This window comes from Planomonospora algeriensis (assembly GCF_977012225.1).
In genome coordinates this window covers 1-2,743 of sequence record NZ_CDRNDK010000656.1, presented here as the reverse complement: position 1 = coordinate 2,743, position 2,743 = coordinate 1, and the positions used below count along the sequence as shown (strand labels likewise).

Annotated in this window: 1 protein-coding gene; it reads left to right on the top strand. The window is 77.1% G+C overall.

Features of this window, described 5'->3' with window-relative positions:
• Positions 1-2,743 (top strand): ATP-binding protein (locus ACWJ6R_RS34060; RefSeq protein ID WP_449066158.1); only part of this gene is annotated, 2,743 nt, incomplete at both ends.

Here is a 2,743-nt window from a genome sequence, read left to right as displayed (position 1 = left end):
CGCGCTGGCCGACGCCGGCGGCGCGCCGTTCGCCGCGGGGCAGGCCGTACGGCTGGAGGAGGCGCGGCTGGCCGCCGCCGAGGACCACGCGGAGGCCGGGCTGGCGACCGGCCGCCACCGGGAGGCGGTGACCGCGCTCCAGGAGCTGGTCGCCGCGCACCCCCTGCGGGAGCGGCCCGCCGGGCAGCTCATGCGGGCGCTGTACGCGTGCGGCCGGCAGGCCGACGCCCTGGCCGTGTTCGAGGGGATCCGGCAGCGGCTCGCCGAGGAACTGGGCGCCGACCCGTCCGCCGGACTGGCCGCGACCCACCTGGCGATCCTGCGGGCCGACCCCTCCCTCTCCCCGGCCGGGACCACCGGCTCCGCGGACGCCGCCGGCCCTCCTCCCGGCTCCCCGCGCGGGCTGCCCGCCCACCTCACCCCGCTGATCGGCCGCGCGGGCGAACTGGAGCGGATCCGGAACCTGCTCGGCGGCGGCCGCCTGGTCACGCTCACCGGCCCCGGCGGGACGGGCAAGACCAGACTCGCCACCGAGGCCGCCGGGCACCTGGACGGCGAGGTCTGCTTCGTGGAGCTGGGGCCGCTCAGCGACGGCGCGGAGGTGCCGCAGGCGGTGCTCGGTGCGCTCGGACTGCGCGAGACCGGCCTGCTCTCGGCCCCGAACCGGCAGCAGGCCGCGCCCGACCCGATCGGCAGGCTGGTCGCGGCGCTCACCGGGCGGAGCATCCTGCTGGTCCTCGACAACTGCGAGCACGTGGTGGACGACGCCGCGCGGCTCACCGACCGGCTGCTGAGCGTCTGCCCGGAGGTCCGGGTGCTGGCCACCAGCCGCGAGGCGCTCGGCATCACCGGCGAGCTGCTCTGCCCCGTCCCTCCCCTGGAGCTGCCCGGCCCGGGTGACCCCCCTGAGCGGGCGGCCGCGGTCCGGCTGTTCGCCGAGCGGGCCTCGGCCGTGCGGCCGGACTTCATCCTGCACCCCGACGGGCACCCCGACGGGCACCTTCACGGGGAGTCCGGCGCGGGCGACGCCACCGTCCGGGCGGTCGTGCAGATCTGCCGGTCCCTCGACGGCCTGCCCCTGGCGATCGAGCTGGCCGCGGCCAGGTTGCGCTCGCTCACCGCCGTGGAGATCGCAGCCCGGCTCGACGACCGCTTCCGGCTGCTGTCGCGCGGCAGCCGTACGGCGCAGCCCCGCCACCGGACGCTGCACGCGGTCGTCGGGTGGAGCTGGGACCTGCTGGACGAGGACGAGAGGACGATGGCCAGGCGGCTGACCGTCTTCGCGGGCGGGGCCACCCTGGAGGCGGCCGAGCGGGTCTGCGGGGCGGACGACACCGACGGCGTCCTCGCCTCCCTCGTGGACAAGTCCTTCGTCGAGGTGGTCGGCGGCCGCTACCGGATGCTGGAGACGATTCGCGCCTTCTGCGCCGAGCGGCTCGCCGAGGCCGGCGAGGAGGAGCGGTTGCGCCGGGCCCATCTGGACCACTTCCTGGCCTTCGCCGAGACCGCCGATCCCCATCTGCGCCGCGACGAGCAGCTGGAGTGGCTGGAGCGGCTGGACCACGAGCACGACAACCTGCACGCCGCGCTGCACCGGGCGGTCAGGGCCGGGGACCTCCGGCCGGCCCTGCGGCTGCTGTCCGCCCTGACGTGCTACTGGTGGTTGCGCGCCCTGCGCAGCGAGGCGGCCGCGCTCGCCCGCGACCTCCTGGACGGGCTCGGCGCCGGTCCGCCGGCGGGACTGGCCGACGAGTACGCGCTCTGCGTGATGACCGTCATCTCGGGTGGCGGCGCGGACCTCCGGCTGGACGCCCACCTGGAGACCGTCCGGAAGATCATGACCGAGCGGGAGGCCCTGCCCCGGCAGCCGTTCGCCAACGTCCTGTGGGCGATGGTCGCCGGCCCTCCGGAGCCGGAGGTCGCCCGGGAGATGACGCGCCACTGGGAGCGGATCAAGCCGGACGATCCGTGGCTGTCGGCGATCGGCCACTTCGGGTGGGCGTACTTCCGGCTGTTCGACGGGGATCTGGAGGAGGCCGAGCGGGAGTTCGCCCTCGCGCTCGCGGACTTCCGGTCCGTCGGCGACCGGTGGGGGATGGCGCAGGCGATCTCCGGCCTGGCCGACATCGCCGGCCGGCGCGGGGAGCGTGCGGAGGCCTCCGCCCTGACGGATCAGGCGCTGGCCCTCGCCGAGCGGCTGGGCGCCACCCTCGACGTGGCGGAGCTGCTGCACCGCCGCGCCGACGGACGGCTCCGCGACGGGGATACGGCGGGGGCGCGCGCCGACTACGAGCGGGCGGCCGAACTCGGACGGCGGGCCGGCGCCTGGGAGGTGCTGGCCGCCGCGCACCTCGGACTGGGTGAGATCGCCCGGTTCCGGGGCGACCTGGACGAGGCCCGCCGCAGCTGCGAGGCGGCGCTCGCCGAGTGCTCGACGGGGTGGTTCGACGTCGAGGAGACCCGGACCCGCGTGTGCGTCGCACTGGGATGGGTCGCCGAGGCGGAGGGCGACGCCGTCGGCGCCCTGGCCTGGTACCGGCGGGCGTTCACGACCGGGCGCGGGACCCGCGACCTGACTCTGGTGGCCCGCGTCGCCGAAGGCCTCGCCGGGGTGGCGCTGCTGGAGGGGGACGGCGAGCGGACCGCCCTGCTGCTGGGTGCGGGCGCCGCGCTGCGCGGCCTCCCGCCCGTGGAGGATCCCGACGCCTCCCGGGTCGCCGCCCGGTGCCGCGCCCTGATCGGC